The sequence below is a fragment of the Metabacillus bambusae genome, assembly GCF_017497975.1.
Classification (GTDB): Bacteria; Bacillota; Bacilli; order Bacillales; family Bacillaceae; genus Metabacillus; species Metabacillus bambusae.
In genome coordinates this window covers 104,469-123,897 of sequence record NZ_JAGDEL010000010.1, presented here as the reverse complement: position 1 = coordinate 123,897, position 19,429 = coordinate 104,469, and the positions used below count along the sequence as shown (strand labels likewise).

22 protein-coding genes are annotated in these 19,429 nt (G+C 35.3%); 9 read left to right on the top strand and 13 right to left on the bottom strand.

Annotation, left to right across the window (positions count from 1 at the left end; all coding sequences use genetic code 11):
- The first annotated feature begins 125 nt into the window (after positions 1–125).
- On the top strand, positions 126–650 hold the full coding sequence (locus I7822_RS14705; protein WP_207979397.1) for a tryptophan transporter: 525 nt from the start codon (positions 126–128) through the stop codon (positions 648–650).
- Between the two features lie 87 nt (positions 651–737).
- On the opposite strand, the gene yhzF is transcribed toward I7822_RS14705, so the two are convergent.
- The gene (yhzF, locus tag I7822_RS14700; RefSeq protein ID WP_207979395.1) at positions 738–929 is read right to left on the bottom strand and encodes a membrane protein YhzF; all 192 of its coding nucleotides are present in this window, start codon (positions 927–929) and stop codon (positions 738–740) included.
- 382 nt (positions 930–1,311) lie between these two features.
- Between yhzF and I7822_RS14695 the strand changes: the two genes are divergently transcribed.
- Both I7822_RS14695 and I7822_RS14690 read left to right on the top strand, forming a co-directional pair.
- A complete protein-coding gene (locus I7822_RS14695) occupies positions 1,312–1,665 on the top strand; it encodes a YtxH domain-containing protein (protein ID WP_207979393.1) in 354 nt (117 codons plus the stop codon).
- Between the two features lie 269 nt (positions 1,666–1,934).
- Positions 1,935–2,525, top strand: a complete 591-nt coding sequence (locus I7822_RS14690; RefSeq protein WP_207979391.1) for an HTH-type transcriptional regulator Hpr — start codon at positions 1,935–1,937, stop codon at positions 2,523–2,525.
- Positions 2,526–2,535: 10 nt separating this feature from the next.
- Here I7822_RS14690 and I7822_RS14685 read toward each other — a convergent pair whose 3' ends face one another.
- A complete protein-coding gene (locus tag I7822_RS14685) occupies positions 2,536–2,865 on the bottom strand; it encodes a DUF1878 family protein (RefSeq protein WP_207979389.1) in 330 nt (109 codons plus the stop codon).
- Between the two features lie 337 nt (positions 2,866–3,202).
- Here I7822_RS14685 and I7822_RS14680 point away from each other — a divergent pair, with 337 nt between their 5' ends.
- Both I7822_RS14680 and I7822_RS14675 read left to right on the top strand, forming a co-directional pair.
- Positions 3,203–3,739, top strand: coding sequence for a DUF3267 domain-containing protein (locus I7822_RS14680; protein ID WP_207979387.1), 537 nt, complete (start codon positions 3,203–3,205; stop codon positions 3,737–3,739).
- Positions 3,740–4,036: 297 nt separating this feature from the next.
- Positions 4,037–4,216 (top strand): hypothetical protein, encoded by a 180-nt coding sequence (locus tag I7822_RS14675; protein WP_046586239.1) that lies wholly within the window; start codon positions 4,037–4,039, stop codon positions 4,214–4,216.
- Positions 4,217–4,283: 67 nt separating this feature from the next.
- Here I7822_RS14675 and I7822_RS14670 read toward each other — a convergent pair whose 3' ends face one another.
- Positions 4,284–4,367 (bottom strand): YjcZ family sporulation protein, encoded by an 84-nt coding sequence (locus I7822_RS14670; protein ID WP_207979527.1) that lies wholly within the window; start codon positions 4,365–4,367, stop codon positions 4,284–4,286.
- 109 nt (positions 4,368–4,476) lie between these two features.
- Positions 4,477–4,560 carry a YjcZ family sporulation protein gene (locus I7822_RS14665; protein WP_207979519.1) on the bottom strand — a complete coding sequence of 28 codons (84 nt, stop codon included), beginning with the start codon at positions 4,558–4,560 and terminating at the stop codon, positions 4,477–4,479.
- A 403-nt stretch (positions 4,561–4,963) separates the two neighbouring features.
- On the opposite strand from I7822_RS14665, the gene I7822_RS14660 reads away from it, so the two are divergent.
- Complete coding sequence (locus I7822_RS14660) at positions 4,964–5,851, top strand: peptidylprolyl isomerase (protein ID WP_207979386.1); 888 nt, start codon at positions 4,964–4,966, stop codon at positions 5,849–5,851.
- 78 nt (positions 5,852–5,929) lie between these two features.
- Here I7822_RS14660 and I7822_RS14655 read toward each other — a convergent pair whose 3' ends face one another.
- The 6 genes from I7822_RS14655 to I7822_RS14630 all read right to left on the bottom strand — a co-directional run bounded on the left by I7822_RS14655 (position 5,930) and on the right by I7822_RS14630 (position 14,320).
- Positions 5,930–6,163, bottom strand: a complete 234-nt coding sequence (locus I7822_RS14655; protein WP_207979383.1) for a sporulation YhaL family protein — start codon at positions 6,161–6,163, stop codon at positions 5,930–5,932.
- A 181-nt stretch (positions 6,164–6,344) separates the two neighbouring features.
- On the bottom strand, positions 6,345–7,289 hold the full coding sequence (gene yhaM / locus I7822_RS14650) for a 3'-5' exoribonuclease YhaM (RefSeq protein ID WP_066336898.1): 945 nt from the start codon (positions 7,287–7,289) through the stop codon (positions 6,345–6,347).
- Positions 7,290–7,443: 154 nt separating this feature from the next.
- Complete coding sequence (locus I7822_RS14645) at positions 7,444–10,428, bottom strand: ATP-binding protein (protein WP_207979381.1); 2,985 nt, start codon at positions 10,426–10,428, stop codon at positions 7,444–7,446.
- Complete coding sequence (locus I7822_RS14640) at positions 10,425–11,672, bottom strand: metallophosphoesterase family protein (RefSeq protein WP_207979379.1); 1,248 nt, start codon at positions 11,670–11,672, stop codon at positions 10,425–10,427. The genes I7822_RS14645 and I7822_RS14640 overlap by 4 nt, the downstream gene beginning before the upstream one ends.
- A 502-nt stretch (positions 11,673–12,174) precedes the next feature.
- On the bottom strand, positions 12,175–13,428 hold the full coding sequence (locus tag I7822_RS14635) for an ABC transporter permease (RefSeq protein WP_207979378.1): 1,254 nt from the start codon (positions 13,426–13,428) through the stop codon (positions 12,175–12,177).
- Positions 13,421–14,320, bottom strand: a complete 900-nt coding sequence (locus tag I7822_RS14630; RefSeq protein WP_207979371.1) for an ABC transporter ATP-binding protein — start codon at positions 14,318–14,320, stop codon at positions 13,421–13,423. The genes I7822_RS14635 and I7822_RS14630 overlap by 8 nt, the downstream gene beginning before the upstream one ends.
- A 131-nt stretch (positions 14,321–14,451) precedes the next feature.
- Between I7822_RS14630 and I7822_RS14625 the strand changes: the two genes are divergently transcribed.
- On the top strand, positions 14,452–14,637 hold the full coding sequence (locus tag I7822_RS14625) for a YhzD family protein (protein WP_207979369.1): 186 nt from the start codon (positions 14,452–14,454) through the stop codon (positions 14,635–14,637).
- A gap of 271 nt (positions 14,638–14,908) precedes the next feature.
- On the opposite strand, the gene I7822_RS14620 is transcribed toward I7822_RS14625, so the two are convergent.
- Entirely contained in the window at positions 14,909–15,046 is a 138-nt protein-coding gene (locus I7822_RS14620) for a hypothetical protein (protein WP_207979367.1), read from the bottom strand.
- A 147-nt stretch (positions 15,047–15,193) separates the two neighbouring features.
- On the opposite strand from I7822_RS14620, the gene I7822_RS14615 reads away from it, so the two are divergent.
- Positions 15,194–15,499 carry a hypothetical protein gene (locus tag I7822_RS14615; RefSeq protein WP_207979366.1) on the top strand — a complete coding sequence of 102 codons (306 nt, stop codon included), beginning with the start codon at positions 15,194–15,196 and terminating at the stop codon, positions 15,497–15,499.
- A 92-nt stretch (positions 15,500–15,591) separates the two neighbouring features.
- Here the strand turns inward: I7822_RS14615 and I7822_RS14610 are convergent, their stop codons facing one another.
- Entirely contained in the window at positions 15,592–16,368 is a 777-nt protein-coding gene (locus I7822_RS14610; protein WP_207979363.1) for an enoyl-CoA hydratase, read from the bottom strand.
- A 266-nt stretch (positions 16,369–16,634) separates the two neighbouring features.
- Between I7822_RS14610 and I7822_RS14605 the strand changes: the two genes are divergently transcribed.
- Entirely contained in the window at positions 16,635–17,504 is an 870-nt protein-coding gene (locus tag I7822_RS14605; RefSeq protein WP_207979362.1) for an AraC family transcriptional regulator, read from the top strand.
- A 228-nt stretch (positions 17,505–17,732) separates the two neighbouring features.
- Here I7822_RS14605 and I7822_RS14600 read toward each other — a convergent pair whose 3' ends face one another.
- Positions 17,733–19,232, bottom strand: a complete 1,500-nt coding sequence (locus I7822_RS14600; RefSeq protein ID WP_207979360.1) for a coproporphyrinogen III oxidase — start codon at positions 19,230–19,232, stop codon at positions 17,733–17,735.
- Between the last annotated feature and the right edge of the window lie 197 nt (positions 19,233–19,429).

The following is a 19,429-nucleotide window of genomic DNA, read 5'->3' as shown; positions in this document are numbered from 1 at the left end:
ATCCAGAAAAAATCTGTACGTTCTTTATTTTTACTGCTATAATATGAAATAACTTCTCTTGCAATAGGAAAATAGTTCACTATTGGAGGGAAAAAGCTAAGAGATTAGAAGAGGAGAGTTGAGAAATGAATACAAGAGTTTTAGTTACATTATCGTTATTTGCTGCAATTGGGGCTGTGCTCCATATGGTCATGCCGCCTTTCTACAATGGAATGAAGCCGGATATGATGCTGATCATGATGTTTATAGGAATTATTTTATTCCCAAGTCTAAAAAATGTAACATTACTAAGTATTGTTACAGGAATTCTATCTGCGTTAACAACTACGTTTCCAGGTGGGCAAATCCCTAATATTATTGACAAATTCATTACAGCATTCGTGTTTTACGGATTATTCTTAGTAGTAAAGAAAATTGCACAAAAGGTAGCTACAGCAACTGTTCTAGCAGTGATTGGCACAATTGTTTCAGGAACAATTTTCTTATCTGCCGCTTTAATGATTGTTGGATTACCAGGCGGTGTCGCCTTCACAACATTGTTTTTAACTGTTGTTCTTCCAGCCACATTATTTAATGGAGCAGCGATGATTGTGATTTTACCAATTGTTCAGGCTATTTTTAAACGCTCTAACCGAATAACAATCGCGTAATAACCTATAGCACACAATATTAACCCGACCCCTAAGGATCGGGTTTTTTTATTGTTTATCCAGTCTTAGCCTAGATCCAGATTAAATCTATTGAAAATAGATAAGCATAATACCAATCAGCAAAGCTCCCCCGCCTGCTGAAGCAAGAACCGTTACCTTTTGCTTTATTACCTTTTTTGGCGGATAAGATGCTGATTGCTGTAAAAGTCTAAAATAATGAAAAGCTCCAATAAAAAGTAATAAACTTATCACAAAAAATAAAAAGATAACACCTGACATGCTCATCCCCCTTTTTAGTGAAATACGGAAGCTCCTTGGTCAGCCTTTGACAAACAAGACGATTATTACAGATAGATGCACTTTTCCTTTCTGTTTTTATTGGCTTTGAGACCCTAGGCCGATACTAGCGCTCCGTTAATCACTTATACAACCTCTTTTGGGTCACTGTGGCAGCAACTAGGGTACAAAACTAAAATGACAACCTGTCCTCACTAAATTCCCGAAGAAGAATCCCTTCCAAGTCCTATATAAATATTTATGCTCACAGGTATTTATCTATGTATAATGTTTAATGAAGACTTGTTTGGGTAACTTGTTAAGAAGGATGTTTTAAATTCATGTAGAAAAGTACATATATCTAGTAATGATTGGAGTTGTGAATATGTCAAAAAACAAATCATTATTTTGTGGCTTTATAGTTGGTGGAATAATTGGCGGAATAGCAACGTTATTGACTACCCCATCATCAGGAAAAGAGATGAGAGGTCAACTTACTATCAACCGTAAAATGATTGAAGAAACAATACAACAATTAAAGGCCGAGAGCATCGCATTAAAAAATCAAATTGTGATTACGGCTAAAGAAAGTTCAGGAGTTGTCAAGGAAGTTTCAACCGACTTAAAAAGAACCATCAATCAATTTCAGAAAGAAATTGAACCACATAAAAAAGATTTGCAAAAAGAGATTGAGGAAGTTGAGCTGAAAATTAAGCAGCTAGAGAAAACTTTGCAATAAAATTTTTCTTAGATGACAAAGAAACCTAACTTGTTAAATTAACGAAATGCTAATTTCCCTTCTACAATAATTGAAATAAATGTTTTTGTTTTTCAGTAAAAAGTGTGTTGGAAAATTCTTTCAACACACTTTTTTTGTGCTGTGAAGTCTTGGTAAATAAGGAGTTGTGAAAATATTTAAAAATTTCGTAAATTTATATCTTTATTAATCTTTATTTTATTGGCATAATAGAGAATAATACATTCTGGGAAGAGCAGGGGTGACCGGTGATGAAACATAATGAAAAGGAATATACAATGAAGGAAGCCTTATTATTTAGTCAGCGCGTTGCGCAGCTAAGTAAAGCATTATGGAAAACGATCGAGAAGGATTGGCAACAATGGATAAAACCGTATGACTTAAATATCAACGAGCACCATATCCTTTGGATTGCTGACCATTTAAATGGGGCTTCCATTTCAGAGATTGCTAAATTCGGAGTAATGCACGTATCTACTGCGTTCAACTTTTCGAAAAAGTTGGAAGAAAGAGGATATTTAGAGTTTTCTAAAAAAGCTAATGATAAGCGAAACACGTATATTAAGCTTACAAAGCAAGGGGAAGAAGTTCTTTCACAGCTTTTAGAAGATTTTAGTCCAGACAGAAATTCTGTATTTAAAGGGGCTCTCCCACTTCAAAATTTGTATGGGAAGTTTCCTGAAATGATAGAAATGATGTGCATCATCCGCAACATTTATGGCGATGACTTCATGGAAATCTTTGAACGCTCCTTTAATAACATTGAGGATTCATTATATGAGGATAACGGAACTCTTATAAAAAAAGAGACTAAGTCTGAACAATTATTATCCTCAAGCTGATGAATACTTGCTACATTAGGGCTATGAAGTCATTCATGAGAGATTTATATAAGCCCTGTTTTGACATTGCTTGAACAGTTTCAACTATTTCAAGCTTTTCGTTCAATTGACCCGCAAACTGCGTAAGGAGATCTGTAAAGATCACTAATCCTTGCGCTTTTTGTTCTTCATGAAGGTAAGTCAATTCATCACATATTCTATATAGTTCTTCTATCTCTTCTCGTGATAACCCTCTTTCCATGACTAGATAGTAGAAAGGAAATCGATTTGGCTCAATCATTTGCAACATTAATGTATGATAATATTCTAAATTAGCCAAACGTTTTTCTAAAGAATCCATGTCGTACCTTCTTTCTCAATACACATTATTGTCCTTTATTGTATAGTATTTCCTTGTTTAAGAAAAGGCAGATCTTATCACTTGTAATGTATCCTTACTTTATAGATGGACACAAATTCGCACTCTTCTATGATTTTTAAATGTCTTATTGTCTAAATTGACCATAATATTAACAAAAATCAGAAGAATATTTACCGTTCGACAAATAAAGACATACTTTCCAAAATTCTTTTTTTATTAATGCGCTTCCAACTACTTTTTTCGTATTGATTTTTTTATCACACCGTCGTAAAGTATGGTAGTACTCAGAATTAACAATAGTTTGGACGGTGAAAAGATGAACTGCTGGAAAACCATAAACCTTTCAAAGGACATTGGTATACACAGAATCCTTTTAATATCAATGCTAACAATGATAGTTGTTTTTATTTTAACCTATTTACCTATTAATTTACTATTACCAAACGTTCATCTTGAAGACGGACATTTTTTAATGTTTGTTTTATTATTGATTAGCATGATTCCAATTCATAAATTACTGCATGCCTTTCCTTTGCTAATAAGTGGATGTCGCGTTTCATTAAAAATAAAATTTTATTACCTGTTACCTATTCTCCAAATAAAAGCATGCCATAGCATTAAAAAAAGTAACATGCTCTTGTCTTTACTTGCTCCGTTCATTTTTATCACAACAGCTCTATTGTTAGGGAGTCTTTATTTTCCTGCATATATACACTATTTATGTATCGCTATGGCCTTCCATATTGGCCTTTGCGTACCAGATTTTATTTTTATTAAACATATATTATTCGCACCTAAAATGTGTCTTGTTGAAGAATTTGAAGATGGCTATGAAGTACTTGTACAAAAATAACCCTCATAAGAAAAGCGCAAGCGCCTTGATCAGCCCCGAAAAGCATAAGACGCAAATGAATAGAAGACGTTCTTTGTCTTCAATTCATTTGTGGCTGTAGACCCAAGAGGGGCTAGGCGCTGGAGCTAGACACCAAAACTATGTACAAAATTTTATACTTTCCTAACTGTTGAAAAAGTGAAGGAGGGACCTTGTCACTTTTTTACATTTATTTCATTTTACTGAGAGTTTATTGCTATCTTTTTCATAAATAGTTTGGTAATCTAATATGTATAATGAGGGAAGGGGGATCTCAATATGTTAATTTTCTTCATTCTGTTTGCTGTCTTTATCTTGTTTTATATAAACAAGCTTACAAATGCTTTATGCTTAGTACGTGAGATTCCTGAAGACCGCCAAACAAAGGTTTTTAGAACAATAAATGTTCTTATCACTATTTTGCTAATTTCTTCATACATAGAAATCTTGTTTACTTAGAAAGATTACTTTCTGTATTTTTCAAGAATGATAGCTGACAGGAATCCCTGTCAGCTATTTCTTTAGCTTATAACCATGCTGCACCAACGATAATTAATAAGATGAACAATACAACGATCAACGCGAATCCACCTGAATATGCTCCGCCCATTATGACACCCCCTTTATATGTTTACAATATCCTATGCTGTAAAGCCTACATTCGAATAGGCATATGCCACAATAGTGGAAAAATTTATGCACTCGGTAGCTACCTTTTATTAAAGATAAGAAGCTCCAATGATGATTAACAAAATGAATAATACGACAAGTAATGCAAAGTTGTTTGAAAAACCTTTACTCATAATAAATTACCTCCTTTATCTTTTCCAAATATCCTATGGTCATTTGTTCTCTAATGATTGGACGTTCGCCCAGTCTGATGCATTTCTTATATTAATGTGTTTTATTCTTCGAATCTTTATAGCGAAGATAGATCCCCCCTTTCTTCTATCCAACTCTAAAATCTTGAAGGGATTTACCTGCTTTTACTGCCCGTTGAAGAAATGAAAACCTCAAATTGCGACTCATCTTGAAAAAACTTTTTGAATTTGTCACATTATGGTATAGTATTTCTTGTACTATCCAGATATTTTTCTGCAGATAGTATAAGCAAACTAAGTCTTTCGCCATTAGAACTAGGCTTTAAGCCAAGTTTAATCTAATGAGTAAATTTCTAAATATCATAACTAGGAGTTGTATTAGAAGATGAAAAAGGTAGCAATTGCACTAGCAGCAGCAACAACCCTATTCGCATTAAGCGCTTGCAACAATGCAGATTCTGAAGTTGTTGTAGAAACAAAAGCAGGAAATATTACAAAAGATGAATTTTACCAAGCAATGAAGGATCGTTTTGGTGAAGACACGTTAACAGAACTAGTTCATGAAAAAGTACTAAGTGAAAAATATGAAGTTTCTGATAAGGAAATTCAAACAGAGTTTGATAAATATAAAACACAATTGGGTGCCCAATTTACAAGCATGGTTGAAATGCAAGGTGAAGATGTCGTTAAACAAATTCTAAAAGTAGATCTACTAAGAAAAAAGGCAGCTGAAGAGGAAGTAAAAGTTACTGATGAGGATTTAAAAGCATACTATGACACGCTAGAGGGAAAAGTTAAAGCGAGCCATATCTTAGTTGCTGACGAAGCTACAGCAAAAGAAGTTAAGGAGAAGCTTGCAGCTGGAGAAAAATTCGAGGATCTAGCTAAAGAACTCTCAACTGATACAGGTTCTGCCCAAAATGGCGGTGAATTAGGCTGGTTTGGTGAAGGTCAAATGGTGAAAGAATTTGAAGAGGCTGCCTTTAAGTTAAAAGAAGGCGAAGTAAGTGCACCAATTAAGACTGATTATGGCTATCATATTATAAAAGTAACCGAAACCGTTAAACCTTTTGATGAAATGAAGGAATCTTTAAAAGATGAAGTCCTTAACCAAAAATTGCAGCTACCAGAGACAATTCAAACAGTATTAGATAAAGAAATGGAAGATGCAAGCATTGAAGTTAAAGATGAGGATTTAAAAGATCTGTTTAAAGAACCTGAAGCTGAAAAAGAAACTGATACTGAAACAGAAGCTGACACTGAAGAAAAGTAAACACCAAGCTCTTATTGAAATAGTAAAGAAGAGGCTCAATCAGCCTCTTCTTTTATGTTTAAAAGCATAGAAGGTTTTTCAGCTTGCTGAAAACTTTTCAGTTTCTGTTTGGTCATTCTGAATTTTTTGTTGTTCTAACATTTCTTGTTTCTTTTGACGTTCCTGTTCAATTCGTTCAATAAATACTTGGCCTTCCTTCTCTATAAACTCATGATCAACGAGTTTATCCTCACGTGCTGTTTTGAAGGCCATGTATCCACTAACAAGTATTCCGATAATACACACATATATCCACCATGGTAATAAAAGCATCTATGCTTCCCCCTTTTAAAACTTGTACACAATTAATGAAACAAGCCCTTTTACAGATACTTATGTAGGAAAAGCAAGTAATATTCCATATATTTGTAGATATAGTAAGACTACATTTGAAACCTAGGAAGGAACCACACTGCCCTTTATGAATCGATTAATTTGAGGTTATTCAGATCGATCACTCATGAAAAGTTGGTTTATAAAATGCTCGGTTGTCTAAGGCGAATACTCTCTCTGTATATTCACCAGGCTTAACCCGCTCAAGTGCTCGGTCAAGCATGTTCATCTTGGCATCAAGATTATCAATGTAGTGGAGGATTTCTGCCTCTTTTATCATAGGTGGCTTTGGACTTCCCCATTCAGCTTTACCATGATGACTTAGAACTAAATGCTGAAGAACTACTACTTCTTCGCCTTCAATTTGTAAATGCTCCGCTGCTTTCGCAATTTCATTCACCATAATTGATATATGTCCTATCAGGTTGCCCTCAACTGTGTAGGTCGTACTAATTGGGCCTGACAACTCAATTACTTTTCCTAAATCATGAAGAATGACACCTGAATATAGGAGATCGGTATCAAGACTCGGATATAATGTTGCGATTGATTTCGCTAAATCAAGCATTGATACAACATGGTATGCTAATCCAGATACAAATTCATGATGATTCTTTGTTGCTGCTGGATATTCAATAAAAGCAGCCCCATGTTTTTTCAGCAGGTATCTTGTTAGTCGTTGAATATTTGGATTTTTCATATCGAATATATATTGTGTGATTTTATCATTCATGACATCCTTCGCAATTGGAGCCGTTTCTAGGAAGTCTGCAATGTCTACAGATTCCTCCTCATGCTTTGGACGAATGTTACGAATTTTTAATTGATTGCGTCCACGATAATGGTGAATATCACCAAAGATTTTAACGATACTTTGTGGCGAATAGGTAGCTTCATCATCTTGGGAAGCATCCCAGAGCTTTGCTTCAATTTCACCTGATGTGTCTTGTAAGATTAGTGTTAAAAATGCCTTTCCATTGCTTGCAATCCCCTTTGTAGAAGATTTGATAAGCAGATGTACATCTACTTGTTCACCTACATCATAATGGAGTATACCTTTTGCCATAAACAAAGCTCCTCTCAGTTTTTTAAGCTACTATTTAAGTTAATTAATGTCTTCATGAACGATATAAGTGTATTATTCGTTTTGTATGGATAGTATAGCATAGTTATTCAACCTACGGTTTTATTACAAATTTACGGTGAAAAAATCTTTACCTCTACCCTACATATAGTTCTGATAAGTTGACCATATTACTAGAATGGTAGGTTTTTGAGATATGCTGATGGCATGTAAAATAAATGACTTGGTTATCCTGCTTTAGCTCTTGTAAAAGCTGCATAATATTTGCGGTTCGATGATGGTCGAAATGAACAAAACTATCATCAATCATAATTGGTAAGTGAAATTGTTCATTTATTGTTTTTACGAGTGCTAACCGAATGGACAAGTACAATTGCTCAGCAGTTGCTTGGCTTAGCTCTTCGGCAAAAAACCTCATTCCATCAGTTCGTTCAACAATAAATGATTGCTTATTCTTTGGTAAAAACACATGTTGGTATTTATTAGATGTTAGTTTTTTAAAGTATTCTTCTATATAAGCTAACAAAGCCGGTAATCTGACTTCACGATGTCGTTCAACCGTTTGATTTAATAGATCCTTCGCTAGCGCACGTACTACCCATTGCTCCGCATACTCTCTAACAACAGCCTTTTCATTTTCAGCAGAATGTCTAAGCCTTGAATATGTTCCACTCTGCTCGATCTCATTTATCTTGTGTAATACACTAGAATATTCTTGTTGTGTTTGCTTTTCATTCTGTTCACTAAATTCAATTGCTTTCTCCAGCTCGAACAGTTTCTCATCAATATCCTCATATTCATCAACTTGTATCGTTTCAAGATTCACATTCATTTCAGTGATTAGCTGCTTCTCTACCCATACCTTCTGTTTTATTAATTCTTCACTTTTTAGATAATTTTTCGCCTTTTTACGAAATTCATCTTCATTTTCCACACCAACTCTAGTTAATAATTCATCTTTTTCATCTTTCAAAAAGTTCATTTTATTCGTTAATGTGTTTATCGCTTCTTCTGTTTCATTTTTTCTATCCATGATTTTCAAGAGTTGCTCATTTTTTTCCACTTCTAAGCTAGAAAGCTTGAATAACTCATATACTGCTTCCTCTATTGAATCATTTTCCATCGCACAGGCTTCCAATGTCTCATTTACTGTATTTTCATACTGAATTATATCTTGTTTAATAATTAGTAACTCTGCAAGATTTTGTTGTCTTGTTAACATGATCTGCTGGATATGTTGCAAAAGATCAAATGCTTCTAATAAAGCTTCAGCTGACGTATTTTTCTCTAGCTTAATCAGTTTCGCTAATCGAGAGGACCTTTCTGTACTTTGAAAATAATCATCTTCCCATTCCTCATACAGCTTTAAAACTCGATCATATGTTCTTTCGTGCTGTTTATGTAAAAGCTGCTCGTGATGTAATGCATGAATTATTTTATTGTCTTTATCAAGTATCTTCATCAGTTCGGACAATGATTGATAATCTTCTCCACTTTCCTCTAATGATATGATTTCCTGCTCAAGAATTTTCTGCCGACTTGTTAAATGATCAACAAGAGGATCTTCTTTTGTTATTACCCGTTTTAGTTGTAGTAAAGCTACAATCACTCCAATTATCAGAATACTCGAAATGAGCCAATCTTGTTCACTAATGAACCAACTAGAACCTACCAATAATAAAAGAGCTAAACCTCCGACAAAGAGTGCACGTTGTTTTTTCTCTTTTTTATGCTCTCGTCTTCTACCTTGAATTTGTGATAAGATTTGCTGATGTTCCGCCTTTATTTGTGTTGGATTTAATGCTTCTTTTCTAGATACTTCACTTTCCAATGCTTTTCTTTCCTCAACAGATAATACATCCTTTTGTAAATCACTTATTTTCCATTCCGTTTCTTCTAATGATTTCTTTGCTTGCTCAAATTGCTCGTCTACCATTTTTTTTCGTTGATTTAAATGCTGGTCGTCTGCTAAGGCCTTTTTTATTGACTCCTTAATTGGAACTGTTGCATGAATCTTACTTACTTCTTCATCCTTTAAGTGCGGATACAACCTTTGTTTATATAGATTTATTTCATGTTGAAGCTGTTCAATGCTTTGTTCCTTTAGATGTTCGTTATGCTTTTTTTCTTTATAAAGTGATAGCTGCTCTCGTATTGAATGTATAGTCGGAAGCATATGTAATACATTATGATTAACAGTAAGTTCTTCTGCTTCTACTTCGTACTGCTGGTTTTTACTTCGTAATGAATGTAGCTGTGCCTCCATCGGCTGGAGAGTTAAAACATAATGATCAAGTTGTTGTAAGCCATCTTCTGGGAAGCCTGTTGTATCGGGAAGCAGATTCAATTGATCAACACACCAATTTCTTTCCCTGATAAGTGGAAGAATCGCTTTTACCTTTTCAAGCTTCTTTTGCTTTGTAATCTGTTGCTTTTTATTTAAATCTAAAGATAAGAGTTGCTCTTTTAAAGAGTCTTTTTCAGTTAAAAGCTGTTGATAATCATTGTTTTTTCCTTTTGCCTCAAGCAATTGTCTATTGCTCTCTTTTAACTTTGATAGTGCCTCATTCAATACCGGCCTTTTTCCGCTAGGTTTAAAAAGCATGTCTTGCTGCTTCATAAGTGTATGTTCAATTGTAAATAGCGCTTCCGCTCCATAGATGCTTGAAAGAAAAAGAAACTTTCCAATTTGATCTGAGTTCATCTTATGAATCTGTTGAAGGCCATGAATATCAAAAGAGAAAATTGACTTATATGTTTCCAGGTCAATTCCACCTAGTATTGTTTGTAAATACTCCTCTTTTTGAACAGTTCCTCCCTCTAATTCAACAATTACCTCTCCTCCAGCCTTTCCTGGACGTCTTTCTATTTTTAATTGTTGATTTGCATCTGTTCGTATCATAAGATAGCCACCATATGCGGACCCTCTTTTTGGCTCATAACGATTTCCAGTTTGTTGTTTAGTTGGAAAACCAAATAGGATGCTGTGAATAAAGGACATAATGGTCGATTTACCCGCTTCGTTTTCTCCATAGATAACCTGCAGCTTTGAATCAGCAAATTCAATGGTTTGATTTTCAAATTTTCCATATCCATATATCATCAGCTTTTCAATCTTCAAACCTTCTTCACCTCACTTTGCTGCAAAAGCTCGCTATGTAAAAGTTGCTCTGCTTCCATTAGAAGCTGTTGTTGTTCTTCTAATGTAAACTCTGAAATATATTTTCTGTAAACAGGGTGCTGTTCAAGCGGTCGTATGACTTCAGCAAATGACTGATAATTTTCTACTGTTGTATGTAAATCGGATAAAAATGATACAAGGTTAGGATTATTTTGAATAGGTTCATATGTTTTATTTAGGATTTTAACTACCCAAACAAACTGATCGTTTTCACTTTCAACATCATTTAGAGCCTCCAATAAATCTTGGATCGTTTGTGGAGTTTGTAGGGAACTTGATATGTCCCCAGTACCAGTAAAAACAATAGTTACACAAGTAGAGCACCCGGTTTCACGTAATTGTTCAATAAGATGCTCACACTTCTTAATTAACTCTGAAACACTATCGAGTCCTTCAATGGAAAGCTCGACTTCTTCCCAAATGACTTCTTCAGTCGAGATAAACGTAGTAGAAGAAGTGTCTTCTTGCATTTCAACTAGATAACACCCTTTTTTTCCTGTTTCTTTACGGTGTCGTCCTTGAATATTTCCTGGATAAGCAATGATCGGATTAGTTTCATGCAGAATTTGACGCTTATGAATATGTCCTAACGCCCAGTAATCAAACTCTTTATTGATCAGCTCATTTACTTTAAATGGACAATACACATCATGGTCTTTATTTCCCTCAATTGAGCCGTGGAGCATTCCTATATGATAAACACTGGAATTCCCCTTCTTTTTATACTGTTGTGTCATATTTTCTAGTACGGACCGAGAAGGATAACTATAGCCATAAATATGGGCAATTGGTGTCTCGCTTTTACGATATATTTTCATTTCTACTTCCTTGCTAGAGAAAACATGAACATTGTCTGGCCACTGTAAATCAAGCCATTTCCCACTAGTATGATCATGATTACCATGTATCACGAACACTTCGATACCTACTTCTGCCAATCGTTCAAATTCCTTTTTTAACTTCAATTGTGCTTTCAGACTTCTTTCTTCTCCATCATATAAATCTCCAGAGAGCAGCACAAAGTCAACCTTCTTATTTATTGCACATGTTATTACTTTAGAAAATGCTAGAAATGTGCTCTCTCGGATTTTTTCAAATAATTGAGGAGGTAAATACTTCAAACCAACAAACGGACTATCCAAATGTAAGTCAGCTGCATGGATAAATGTAATTGAATTTTTCATAAATGATCACCCTTTGTTTTAGAGCCTAACTAGTTAATACATTTATTTTACCACCGTCAGTATACGAATGCACGTTCCCAATATTATTTGTATGTAAGTAGAACATTAAATTCAAAATAAAGGCTTTTTTCTAAGAGATTGTTGCTTTTAAAACAAAAACTAATTTAGGTTGATCGGAACGGATTGCGAGACTCCTACGGGAGTAGCGGGACAGGTGAGACCCAGCAGGCGTCTACGCCGAGGAGGCTAACCGCACGCCCCGCGGAAAGCGAGCATCTGGAGCTGTAATCTACCACACCGCATTACTTGGTAAATAGCAACTAAGTTTGCGAAAACAGCAAAAAAAAAAACAAAAATGGGACTAACATATTTTTAATGTTTAGCCCCATTTACACTCATTTTAGTAAGATATAACCTGATCTATTAGCTTGCCCTATATAAATTTATTTATCTTGAAAAACATATCGCTGCTTCACTTAATTAATAAATTTATAATGATGAACTACTTATCCTTCGTCATTGTCAAAGCCCTTTTTATATCCTTAATAGATGAAGATTTCCCATATATCAGCACTCCACCCTTATAAACACGAGCACCAAAGATAGCTAGCAGGGCAATTGAAACTAGCAATAAAGCAATTGATAGCCCAATTTCCCAAGGTGGAATATTCAACATTCCAACTCGTAAAAACATAATCATTGGCGTAAAAAATGGAATATATGAGCTAATTGTAATAAACGGTGTTTCTGGATTAGTCAATCCAAACATCGCAATCATAAATGCGCCAACAATCAAGAAGATCATTGGTGAGATTAATTGCTGAACATCTTCTATTCTACTAACTAGTGATCCAAGGAACGCGGCTAGGGTCGCAAATAAGAAATAGCCTAGAAGGAAGTAAATGATTGCATAAACGAATGTTGATGTCGGAATGTCACTAAATCCTAAAACCCCACCTGTCATTGCATTCAAATTATCGATTTGCGATTTAATGGATGCATAGCCTACACCAAGGATTACAAACATTTGCGTTAAGCTTAGTAGTCCAATACCAATTAATTTAGCAAACATTTGTTTTACTGGAGATACACTAGAAATTAAAATTTCCATGACTCGTGAAGACTTTTCCGTTGCCACCTCTGTTGCAATCATACTTGCATAAAAAATAACAGAAAAATAAATGACAAACAATAGAACATAGACTAGCCCTCTTGCTTGGTTTAACTCTTCTTCTGTTTTCGCATTATCTTCTAATGCCACTTTATTGAGTTCAACAGGTGTAAACAATTGGTTTAACTCATCTGAATCTACCCCTAGCTTCTCTCTTCCAAATTCGAGCTTTGTCTGTTGGAGTACTTGTTCGATTTGCGTAAAAGCCTCACTATCTGTCATAGACAATGTCTTCACTGTTGCTGTTGGAAGTTGATTTTCATCAAGTGTTAAGATGATCAAGCCATCCAACTCTTCTTCCAACACTTGTTTATCAAGTTCTGCTTCTGAAAGTGTTGATTTTTCAAGTTCAATTTGTATTTGGCTTGCAACAAGATTATTTTCGAAGGTTGTATAGAATTCATTCGTTTCATCGAGGACAGCAAACGATTTCGCTTCATCTTTTTTATCAAAAGCCTCGATAATTGTAGAAATATTTGATAGTCCGAAGATAATCAATACTGTTATTAACGTAGTAATAAGAAATGACTTCGTTTTTATCTTACTTAAGTATGTATGTGCTACCATAATCCAAAACTTATTCATAGGAAGCACCTACCTTCTCAATAAAAATATCATTTAAAGATGGTTCTTCAAGTGCAAATTTACGGACAAACCCTTTGTTTTGAAGCTCCTGAAAAATAATCCGGGCTACATCTTCATTTTCAATTTGAAGCTCGGCACCTTCAGAAATTTTCTTATATTTTGTCACACCTGGAACTTCTTCTAAAAAACTCATATCGAAATCACCTTGGACAAAGACATTCTTCTTTCCAAAGGATCGTTTAATCTCTCGGAGTGAACCATGTACAATAGGCTTACCTTTGTGCATAATACACAAATGCTGACAGAGTTCCTCAACATGCTCCATTCGATGACTGGCAAATACAATCGATGTGCCTGCCTCTTTTAACTCAACAACGGCTTTCTTTAATAGCTCTACATTAACTGGATCCAATCCACTAAAGGGTTCATCCAGTATTAAAAGCTTAGGCTTATGGATAACGGCTGCGATAAATTGGATTTTTTGTTGATTCCCTTTTGAAAGTTCCTCAACTTTTTTATTTGCATATTCAGGTACCTTAAATCGCTTAAGCCAATGATTCATTTCTACCAGCACTTCTTGTTTTGACATTCCTTTTAATCTACCTAAATAGATAAGCTGCTCCTTTACTTTAAGCTTTGGATAAAGTCCTCGTTCCTCAGGTAGGTAACCGATTTGATCACTTGTATCATATGTAATTTTTTTGTCATTCCATGTAATTAATCCATCAGACGGATTTAATAACCCTAAAATCATTCGAAATGTCGTCGTTTTTCCCGCACCATTCGCACCAAGAAATCCAAAAATTTCTCGCTCAGGAATAACAATTGACAACTGATCAACAGCTGTATGCGCACCAAAGCTCTTTGTAACACCATCAATTTTCAAACTCATACTCATCCTCCTTACCTTTTTGTATTACGGATAAACAAAGAAAAGGTTTCATCATTATGCAGGAAAATAAATGTGGAGTAAGAATTATAATCATATAATGATAGTATTTAACTACAGGAAGGATTGGGAGAATGGGTTTGTACTATTTAACGGTTTTCGAGAAAAATGGAGAAAAACTTTTAGATGAAAGCTTTGAAGCTCAAACAGAGCAGGAAGCAAAGGAAATAGGGAAACGTAAATTGGAAGAAAACAATTGGATAGATAAAACACATCGGTGTACTTCGGCTGCTGGGAAACTTGTTTTATTTGGACGATAAAAAGAAATGGCTGATAAACGATTTAGGTTCCGTTTAAGAAGAGCAAGCTAAAGTAAATAATGGTACAGCAGTAAGTGTCTTTAACAGCCTCGGGCCAATAAGACGCTTAAGAATAGAAGGTATTCATTATCTTCAATCCTTAAGCGGCAGTAGATCCAAAAGGTCTAAACATCCGATTATTGAAAACAAAGTCTGACTGCTGAAGCTAGACTACAAAATTTCTTCATCTAGTGATAAAAGACAGAGAGTGTATCTACACTCTCTCACTCAATTATGAACCATTCTTTAGATTCTTTAAAACTAGAGGCATTTTCTTTTCCTCTGTTTTGTCCCTGTTTTGACCTTTATTTTGATTAGAACCATTTGATCTAAATCTTGCTTGATCCATTCCATCAATTATATTTGTCACTACATACACCTCCTCCTCGACGTTAGTATCCCTTTATTTAAATGATAAAAGTACAGAACATGAAAATAAAACTCATCCGGTTTTATGTTTAAAATGATAGGGAAATACCAAAATAAGAATGATGTATGTAGAAAAGGAGGTTTTACAATGGAGAATACAGAAATCATCGAGAAAATAAATAATGTTAGAACCAAAGAATCTACTCACGAAATCTTTTTTAAAGTAAGACCACCTGAGGAATTTGGTGACGCAGTGAAACTTTTATTAAACAATGACGGAAACACTTTTAAAGCTGTTGTTTTTGATCCAGATACGCTTACTGAATTTTACGAAAAGACTTTAACAGACCAAAAAAGTGCCTATTCATTTATCTCAAAAATTCTAGAAGGAAAAAAGAATGAAGCTGAAAAAGAACATGAGTCAGGTCAAATAGAGTATATCAATTTATTCTAGGCCTTATGGAAAGATTAACGAAAAGTATCGGGTGCGATGCCTAGATAAGGCATCGCTTACTTTAAAAGCTTCAGCCCCTTTCACTTTGTATATTATTCACCTTTAAACTGTGCTGCCCGCTTCTCTAAAAAAGCCGCTACCCCTTCACGATGATCCTCCGTTCTACGCATCTCAAGCTGATTCATCGTTTCCAGATTGAGCGTATCCATTAATAGAGGTAATTCTTGCTTACTAAAAATAAGTTTTGAAGCAATCATAGCCTTTAATGGTCGCGCCTCCATTTTCTGCTTCACTAATTCAAGCTGTTCCTCAGTATCCCCTTCATACACCCCATCAACAATACCAACTTGGAATGCTTCATTAGTAGCTATCGATTTCCCTTCCCAAATAACTTGCTTTGCTCGATGCTCACCAAGTCTTTTCTTTAAGAAGAAATGACCTCCTCCATCTGGAACAAGCCCAATATTAATAAAATTCATAGCTACCTTTGATTGTTTTTCTGCCATCACATAGTCACAAGCTAATGCCAAGCTTAGTCCTAATCCTGCGGCTGCTCCATTTATTAAGCTAACAGTTACAGCAGGCATCGTGTAAAGTGTCACAATCATGTTTTTAATATTTTCCATGACGGGTTGAAATCCCGTGTCATCTTTATTCGATAACATCGTTTTTAGGTCTCCCCCAGCTGAAAATGCTCGACCTCTGCCAGTGATAAACAATAGCTTCACTTCAGATGCTGATACCTCTTTCAATACGTTTGTTAACTCCTGGATCATTTGTACGTCCATTGCATTTAATGAATCCACTCTATTCAAATATAATGTAGCTGTTTTCCCCTCTGTTACGAGATCCACTGTTTGATATTTCATCCACTCACCCCTAAAATTTATATCAATATACCAATTTCGGAGAAGCTATAGCATAATCCTTCTTTTTTTAGAAAGATCATTAAGGAACTATAAAATTTTTATCGGATAATCGTGTGTAATTCGTTTGCAGCAACTATTACAATTGTTATGGTTGTACCGTGGCTTACATTCGATTAAAGTGAACAAACCCTGCATAATTGTGCACGAAATGTCGGATAGATACTTACAACACCTGCTATTCTTTTGTTGAGAGGGAGGTCATTTACATGGATTTGCTTGAAAAAATGAATGGAGCATTAACCTATATTGAAGAAAATCTTACGAATGATATTGACTTCAAAGAAGTATCAAGGCTGGCTTTTTGTTCGGAATATCATTTTAAAAGAATGTTTTCTTTCCTTGCGGGTGTTACATTATCGGAGTACATCCGCCGCAGACGCCTCACACATGCTGCATTTGAACTTACTAATAGTAACTTAAGAATCATCGATGTTGCGATTAAATATGGATACAGCTCACCTGATTCTTTTACAAGAGCCTTTCAAAGCTTGCATGGTGTAACACCGTCAGAAGCCAGAAATAATGGTCAATCACTAAAAGCCTATCCACGAATGACCTTTCAACTATCAATTAAAGGAGGAAGTGAAATGAATTACCGTATAGAGGAAAAAGAGGCTTTTCGCATAGTTGGTATCAAGAAAAGAGTCCCGATTATTTTCCACGGAGTAAATCCGGAGATTGCCGCTATGTGGGGAACTTTAAATAATGAGATAATAAATAGGCTTAAGAATCTTTCTAATGTTGAGCCTTTAGGCCTTCTTCAAGTATCATCGAACTTTTCTGATGGACGAATGGATGAAAAAGGAGAACTCGATCATTATATAGGGGTTGCAACAACTAATGAGTGTCCTGATGACCTTACACAACTTGAAGTTCCTGCTTTAACATGGGCTGTATTCGAATCAGTTGGACCATTTCCTGATACGTTGCAAGATATCTGGGGACGCATCTATTCTGAATGGTTTCCATCAACAAACTATCAACAAACAGAAGGTCCAGAAATCCTGTGGAACGAGCATAAGGATGTTTCCTCACCTACATTTAAAAGCGAAATCTGGATACCAATTTTAAAATAAATTCCAATAACCGAACAAAAGCGCAAGCGCCTTGAACAGCCTCGGGCAAATAAGATGCTCATGTATAAAAGGTGTTTTTTACCTTTAATTCATGAGTGGCTGTAGACCCAGAAGGGGCTAGGCGCTGGAGCTGGATGCCACAGCACTAGAATTTTATCATTTCCTAGACAATAAAAAAGCAGTGTGATCCTCACATAAGAATCGCACTGCTGTAGTCTTAAATCGACCTTATTCTTTAATAAATAGCTCTTCTAATATTTTAATTTTCTCATCAGTATAATGCTTAAACCCATCGTTATAGGACTTTGGATCTTTAGGATTAGCAAAATGAGTAATCTTCATCGTTTCTGGGTGAACAAACTTACTTGCCGCACCACAGCCAATGCCAATAATCGTCTGCTGTTCCTCCATAATCATAATATTGTAGATACTATCCTGTCCTTTAAGGGCATAACCGACATTTTCTAGGTTTCCAAGGATATTTTTTTGACGATATAAATAGTATGGTGCATAACCGTGCTCGTTGGTCCACGTTATTGCATGGTCCATCATCGTACTAATCTCCTCACGACTTGCTACCTTATATCTATGCTTGTTTTTAGTCATTTCAGATGCCCGTTTAAAAGATAAAGTATGAACAGTTAATGATTCAGGCATAAGTTTAGCTGATTCTGATAAGGTATAATCAAATTCTTTAACACCCTCACCAGGTAATCCTATAATCAAATCCATATTTATATTATTCATTCCCATGCTTCTAGCAAGATGGAATTTTTCAATTGTTTCTTCCACAGTGTGGTGACGGCCAATTGCCTTTAGTGTGTCTTGTATATAGGATTGTGGATTAATGCTTATGCGGTCAATCTTCCATTTATTTAAAACATCCAGCTTTTCCTTTGTAATGGTATCAGGTCTTCCAGCTTCAACGGTAATCTCTCTAATGTTTTCAACATTTGGGAATGATTCGGCCATTTCCTCATAAAGCATATCCATCTCTTCTGCTGTAATACTTGTTGGTGTTCCGCCACCATAATAGACAGTTGTAATCTTTATTCCTTTATCTTTTAACCAGCGACCTATTTCCTTCATTTCATAATGCAAGCCACCTAAAAATGAAGTAACTGAGCCTTGACGACCGTTGATTGCATAAGCCGGAAACGTACAATAAGCACATTTAGTGGGACAAAAGGGAATCCCAATATAAATACTAACTTCATTTGACAATGAATCAAGATCAGGAATAACCTGTAATTGTCGCTCAACTATTTGCTTCATCAGTTGAATCTTTTCATCTGCAAGCAAATATTCCTCTTTAAACATGCGGTGGATCTCACCCTCTGGCATACCCTCTTGTCTTTTTTTATGATAGAGCTTGGTAGGTCTGATACCAGTGAGAATCCCCCATTTTTGAGTAATTCCTGTGTAATTCTGAAGCATCATTAAATAAACATAAGATAGTGTATTTTTCACTTGTCTTAAACGATCCTTGCCCTCAATATGAGAAGCTATTTGTCGGTCTTTACTTGCTACAAATTCTTCTCCATTTTCCGTACGCAAAAAACCTTTTATCGAAACACCCTCGTTGTTCTCTTCAATGAAAAACTCTGCCTCAAGGGGTGCATCGCCTTCTGTAAAGCAGAGCTCGGTTTCTTCAAAAAACAAATTACCGATTAAACGAAGTGGCCTATGGAAACGTTCGTCATCTATCCCTTTAATATATATTTTCATTTAGTTATCACCTTATCTTTTTTTCAAAACTTCTTTAAGTGTACAGAAAAGTCTCCGTGCAGGTCAATGTTAGATGTTAGGAGTGTAAATGTAATGACAATGAATTTATTGATTTTGATTTAACGATGATGAGATTGAGGCTTGCTTTGAATAGGGATTACTCCCCTTCCATAGCAAGACAAACAATAAGGCATATT